At 46.7% G+C, this 5,469-nt stretch carries 6 protein-coding genes and 1 pseudogene; 3 read left to right on the top strand and 4 right to left on the bottom strand.

Going from position 1 to position 5,469, the window contains the following annotated elements:
- Both C9J03_RS26180 and C9J03_RS26175 read right to left on the bottom strand, forming a co-directional pair.
- A pseudogene (locus C9J03_RS26180) lies at positions 1-323 on the bottom strand (hypothetical protein); the annotation flags it as partial.
- Positions 316-549, bottom strand: coding sequence for a hypothetical protein (locus tag C9J03_RS26175; RefSeq protein WP_107291811.1), 234 nt, complete (start codon positions 547-549; stop codon positions 316-318). The pseudogene C9J03_RS26180 and the gene C9J03_RS26175, both read right to left, overlap by 8 nt.
- Positions 550-1,301: 752 nt before the next feature.
- Here C9J03_RS26175 and C9J03_RS26170 point away from each other — a divergent pair.
- The 3 genes from C9J03_RS26170 (at position 1,302) to C9J03_RS26160 (ending at position 3,179) form a co-directional block, all read left to right on the top strand.
- Positions 1,302-1,622 (top strand): type II toxin-antitoxin system RelE/ParE family toxin, encoded by a 321-nt coding sequence (locus tag C9J03_RS26170; RefSeq protein ID WP_107291810.1) that lies wholly within the window; start codon positions 1,302-1,304, stop codon positions 1,620-1,622.
- Positions 1,619-1,894, top strand: coding sequence for a helix-turn-helix domain-containing protein (locus tag C9J03_RS26165; protein WP_107291809.1), 276 nt, complete (start codon positions 1,619-1,621; stop codon positions 1,892-1,894). The genes C9J03_RS26170 and C9J03_RS26165 overlap by 4 nt, the downstream gene beginning before the upstream one ends.
- Positions 1,895-2,708: 814 nt before the next feature.
- On the top strand, positions 2,709-3,179 hold the full coding sequence (locus tag C9J03_RS26160; RefSeq protein ID WP_107291808.1) for a hypothetical protein: 471 nt from the start codon (positions 2,709-2,711) through the stop codon (positions 3,177-3,179).
- An 876-nt stretch (positions 3,180-4,055) separates the two neighbouring features.
- Here the strand turns inward: C9J03_RS26160 and C9J03_RS26150 are convergent.
- The gene (locus C9J03_RS26150; protein WP_107291806.1) at positions 4,056-4,769 is read right to left on the bottom strand and encodes a hypothetical protein; all 714 of its coding nucleotides are present in this window, start codon (positions 4,767-4,769) and stop codon (positions 4,056-4,058) included.
- On the bottom strand, positions 4,766-5,469 hold a 704-nt coding region (locus tag C9J03_RS26845), incomplete at its 5' end, for a site-specific integrase (RefSeq protein WP_107291805.1). The genes C9J03_RS26845 and C9J03_RS26150, both read right to left, overlap by 4 nt.

Raw genomic sequence — 5,469 nt, 5'->3', positions numbered from 1 at the left:
ACGTCCAGTTTTTCCGTCTGGCCGAGTTTCCCTGTGACATTTTGCATCATGGACTGGATGGCCTGACGCTCCATATCTAGTGTCTTTTGTCCTACTTCGGTGGCCCGGTCGGTCAAATATTGGTGCGCCTGTGCCACTGTGAGATCTCTCAGGCCGCATTGAAAGTCGGCATTCGCATGTTTCGCCACAATCGTTAGGCGTTCCTCGTAGTTGCGAACGGTGCCTACGCTAGATAAATGTTTACCCTGCATTTGCTTCATGATGTTGGCAGCCTGTCTTTCTGCCACCGCCTGGGGATCGACGTGTTTCGCAAATTTAGCCATTTTTTTCTAACCACCTAAGAACGGTTGAATGAGCGACTTTGACCCTGTTTTTTGTTCTTAGCCAGCGTTGAAGTTCTGCTGTATTCGCACCAGCTTGATGGAGTGATAGGAGTTCAAATTTGTATTTGTCGAGGCGGGATTTTCGGGCGGAATAGGCACGTTTTCTGATGGCTCGGGTCTGCGCTTTCAGGCTGGAAAGTTCAGAGTGAACATCGAATTCAGACATGGGATCCCTCGTAAGAACATACAATCCTGACTATCAGGACAGCGACAACTTAATGCCTATTCGCCAGTTCTGTGCCATTGGGCACAGGGATTATCTGACCGTTTTCCCTTTCCTTTGTGTCGATTGATGCTCGACTCACACCCATTTCACCAGTTGGGATCTGTCTTTCACTCCTGCGAGTGCCTCGGATTTAGCAGCTCCGGTCCGATATTATCGGGGCTGATACCATGCTCGGGAGAGACTGACTGGCCTCTGTTTTTTCAGATTGAACAGGTAGAAACAAACTGCGGAAGTCGCAACCATTTAACAAAACTGATTCACATCGTTGTCTGTATTTTGCACGATTTTAAGTCTGTATGCAACCTGCATCATTGCCATGCGTTGTTTATTATGCGTGAAATTGGCTTAGGTGTTGGTATCCGTGCCCTCGCTAGGTTAGATGACAATCTAACCTAGCGAGGGCACGTGTGACCGAGAAATTTGCGAAATGAGGCTCGAGAACTCGACTCTCCAACGCCTCCGGCGGGGAGAGTGAGCGTGTCTCGTTGAGTGAATTTGACAGGGGGATGGGGGCGGTAGGCCCCCAAATTTTCACATGTGAAAATCTGACGCGCTTCGCTTGTCGGTCAGCTTGAACCTGGCGAACTGAACGGCGGAGCCGGTTCGCCAAGTCCAAGCCGACGAGTGTTTATTGGATTATCCAATTATTAAGAGTAAACTTATCATATATGATAAGTTGAAAAGATGGCGAAATGGCTTGGAAAGTTGATTTTTATGAGGGGGTTGAGGACGAAATTTTGTCGATGCCCCCTAAAATTCAAGCTCGAATGATTCGGTTATTGGAGTTGATGGAAGAGCATGGTGCGAATTTAGGACCACCACATACTGAACCAATGGGTGACGGTTTGTTTGAAATAAGAGCCAAAGCTAAAGAGGGAATTGGGCGAGGGCTGTTTTGTTACTTGAAAGGTCAGAATATTCATGTGCTTCGAGCTTTTGTAAAAAAATCACAAAAGACGCCAAAGAGAGAAATTGATCTTGCGAAAGAGCGAATGAAAGAGGTGAAATTATGAGTTTATCTACATTGAAGGCCAAGGCACTGAGTAAACCTGAAGTTAAACAGGCATACGAAGAATTAGCACCTGAGTTTGAGCTCATTAGTACCTTAATTTCGATGAGAGAGAAATCTGGCTTAACTCAAGATGAGGTGGCCTTACGAATGGGGACAAAGGCGCCTAATGTATCTCGTCTAGAATCTGGTAAATCGAATCCTAGTTTAAGAACGCTAGTAAGTTACGCCAAAGCATGTGGCTTTAAGCTAGATCTTGGATTTAAGCATGCTTAACTGCGAAAACGGGGCTTTGGCCCCGTTTTTTGTTTGAAATGAACCCGCCTAAAAATACCCTGTAAATCGCCCTCAAACCGTCACAAACTTTCAGGCCGCTTTAGTGGTGTATCGCATTGATCAATTGTCTGAAATCGCTGCTACGGGCTTCTGAGGGGCTAGAAAGGCCAAAATCAGGGGCTAACTGGGCTATTTACCATAATAGGCACTTCACGCACCACGGTTTTCATGTTGAACATTAATTGAGAACTCTGTCATTATGCTGGGGTCTTGTTGCAAGACGTACCATAACATTTGGGCTGTTTTTATTGAGCCTGCAAATTATTTAGGTCGCCGTTGGCGGCCTTTTTTTGTGTCTGCGTCTCAGAGAGCGATTTACACGATCACGCCCGTTCGGTGCCGATTTAACGTAACAGGCATTTCCCGAACCAAGAGGACAATATTTCTTTGTTGATGCTCTCCAATGTATTCCATGCTTTTCTGTTGCTTTGTTGGCTTTTGCATTTGGTTTGTTCATGAATGTTTTTTGGTTGGGTCTATTTCAGGCTTGGATTGATTCGAAAAACGAACGTTTTTTCCCTATTTTGTTGGTTTTGTGCGTTTTTCTATGCGCCCTAATGCAAAGTAAATGTACAGGTGTTGTTTTTTTGTTTCTATATTTCAACGTCTTAGGGATGTCGGGGCGCGGGGTGAAGCTAGAATTACGCGAAGATGATTGATGGATGATCGGGCTGATGTGCGCGCGATTGTTGACAAGGTAGTTGCACACGCGCAAGATTGCACTCTCATTTGTTGCGCCAATTAGGGGAAATACATGGCATTTGAATCGCTACACGAAATAGCAAAGGCTGCGCGATCTGGCTCGTCAAGAGGTGGTTCAACGACTAAATCGATCATCAGTATTACCCAGGCATATTATCAAAACAGAGATGCTCGAGTGATAACGATTCGTTTATCAGAAAAGGCATTGAGTGAAGCAAGAATGCAGGTTGGTGATCGGGTTGATGTGGCTTATGACCGTGAAAATAAACTCTGGAGAGTGGCTTTGATTAGCGATCTTTCTGTTAAGGGATATGCTATTTCTGGAACAGCGAACTCCGCAAGAGGTCAGGTTCGTTTTACTCATTACGAACCAATGCCATTAATTGCCCCTAAATATACGAGAAAAGCTAATGCCTTCTCCATTGATGAGGACATTCAGTTCTCACCTGGCCAGATTATTTTCTCTATCAATGAAGATACCATAAAGATTGATTCTAAAGAGGCTGAAGCCGTTGAGGCTTAAATGAAATGTATGAATGATCAGCAAATGATCATTGAGATCATTTTGTATTGGTCGTAACCTTACAGCCCAGATGTGAAAAAACCGACCTTGCAGGGTCGGTTTTCTCGGAATACTTACAAGAGTTTCGCGGCTCGGTAAGTCCCATCATGATAGACCATATCAAGATAGCACTTCAAGTATTCCCGCGGCCTATTTGGAATCAAGATGTTTTGGATAGGCGAAGACATCCCGCTACCGACCAAGGGATACCTAAGGTAGCCAGCGAACGAACCAGACCCGAAATGACGTAATAGGTCACGATGCTCCAGCTGCTAGGCATCGAGTAAGGCCAAATGATAATACGGTTTGGTGTCTCCCACTGAGGTGGACGTTCTGAGATTCTGCAAATGAACTCAGGACGCTGAAGGGAGAGCGTAGGGCAGCCCGAAAGGGAGAAACAACCCAGAGGAAAGCGTGAAATGAACCCGATACTTCAACCAAATTTTTTGGGTTTCGAGGTAGGGGTTCGGCGTAGCCGAAAGGGCTGATTCGGGGAGCCCTGCGACGGCCTTTCCCGCGGCCTCGGGCCGCTTTGCTTTCCATGAAAAAAACCAAACATCTTGTTGGGCGCGGAGCGCTGTCTTCCTTCGCTCTGGGGTCACTCGACGATAATGATCGATACTGTCAGATAAACCATATTCGAACCCCATTCTGACGACAATACAGCATATCCTCTGACATCTAACTAGGGTATACCTCAGCTAGACAGTCTTATGTAAATCAATTGATTAAGCTCTTAGCGTACAATATTTTCCGAATCGTAGTGTTACTCCAAGTATCTCAAGATTTCAAAAGAGTGATCGCGAAACAACAAGCCTTATCAGATAACAGCTCTTTTTAGGGCTGTTTTTGTTTGGGCGACTTTTTCATCTTCAATCGTTGATACCCTGCTTGGGCATTGTCCCTGGCTTTTCTTAGCTCAGCAGTTTCTGTTTCAAAATGAGTTAGTTTCAGTGCGTATTGCTTTTGGATTTCTGAGATTTGATTTTTTGCGTCTTCTTGGGCTTTTCGGGCAATGGCTTCCCTGTTTTGGATCAGGCTTTCTCGTTGTACGATTTGGTTTTTTAGTTGATGGTAACTGTCCCACTCTTGTTCGAGTTCTTTACGAACACGGGATAATTGTTCCTGGTAGGCAGCGTTGACTCTTTCTTCGGCCCAGGCTTTGGCTCTCTGTTCGTAGGCGAACGCCTCTGATTCGGCTTTGCTTGCCTGTTCTTCCGCATCCGTTTGGGCTTTCTGAGCCGCCATGATTTGTTGGTTGTGGAAGCCTTGGTATAGGTAGGTGGTGAGTGGGATGAGGGCGAGGACAATTAATGTGAATAATGCCCATATGGGCCACAGTCCTTTGAATATAGGCCAATATCCATTAGCCGCCGTATATTGATAAATCTCGGGGCTTTCCTGGCTAAAATCGACGAGTGCCCACTGTCTGGGAACGGCATCAGCTTTAGCATAATCGGTGATTAACACGGCCTGATCGAGTTGGTGGTAACTCCAGTTTGCTGTCCAGCCAATGCCTAGAATGACAGCGACCAGTAAAATCCATTTCATCGTAGGTAAACCTCCGTGATTTCAGCTCGGATGTGGCCCATTTCGAGAGACACGACTTTTAGTGCCTGTTCGTATGGGAGGGAGCGTTGTAGTTCATTCATCCGTTCCTGGGCATAGCTATGGCGGAGGCCGTGTGCGCCGGCACTCCAGTTTAATGCTCTATTTGAAGCGGTCGTGAATGAACTGGACCAACGATTTCCCCCGTTTATGTCGTAGTGGGAGGTGTAATTTACGCCTCGGTCGGTGATCTGCTGTGGCTGTTCGAGCCTACGGGCTTCGAGTCTGTCGGAAAGATCTTTGGGGAGTAGCACTTCCCTTACAAGGCCGCCTTTACCGTCTACGGTGTAACGGACACCGTCACGATGTGCGAATTTTGCATCATGGCTTTCTCTGATATCGGGGCGGCGGTCTTCGATTCTTTGGATGGTGTGTAGTTCGTGGGCCCGGAGTCCTGCTGCGTAGGCGATTTCTGTGGCGAGGGCGTTACGCTCGGTTTGGGCATTGGCAACCATTCTCGCTTGTTCTGGGGTGTAAGACCGTGAGGTGAGGATCTGCTGTTGTTCGGACTTGATGACGTCCAGTTTTTCCGTCTGGCCGAGTTTCCCTGTGACATTTTGCATCATGGACTGGATGGCCTGACGCTCCATATCTAGTGTCTTTTGTCCTACTTCGGTGGCCCGGTCGGTCAAATATTGGTGCG

The organism is Photobacterium gaetbulicola (assembly GCF_003025515.1).
GTDB classification, from domain to species: Bacteria; Pseudomonadota; Gammaproteobacteria; order Enterobacterales; family Vibrionaceae; genus Photobacterium; species Photobacterium gaetbulicola.
The sequence above is the reverse complement of the archived record's forward strand: the minus strand, read 5'-3'. Positions and strand labels throughout refer to the sequence as shown.

Excerpts from the sequence above, each read along its gene's own strand:
- C9J03_RS26150 (WP_107291806.1), bottom strand. The coding sequence starts at position 4,769 with ATGAAATGGATTTTACTGGTCGCTGTCATTCTAGGCATTGGCTGGACA.
- C9J03_RS26175 (WP_107291811.1), bottom strand. The coding sequence starts at position 549 with ATGTCTGAATTCGATGTTCACTCTGAACTTTCCAGCCTGAAAGCGCAG.
- C9J03_RS26170 (WP_107291810.1), top strand. The coding sequence starts at position 1,302 with ATGGCTTGGAAAGTTGATTTTTATGAGGGGGTTGAGGACGAAATTTTG.
- C9J03_RS26165 (WP_107291809.1), top strand. The coding sequence starts at position 1,619 with ATGAGTTTATCTACATTGAAGGCCAAGGCACTGAGTAAACCTGAAGTT.
- C9J03_RS26160 (WP_107291808.1), top strand. The coding sequence starts at position 2,709 with ATGGCATTTGAATCGCTACACGAAATAGCAAAGGCTGCGCGATCTGGC.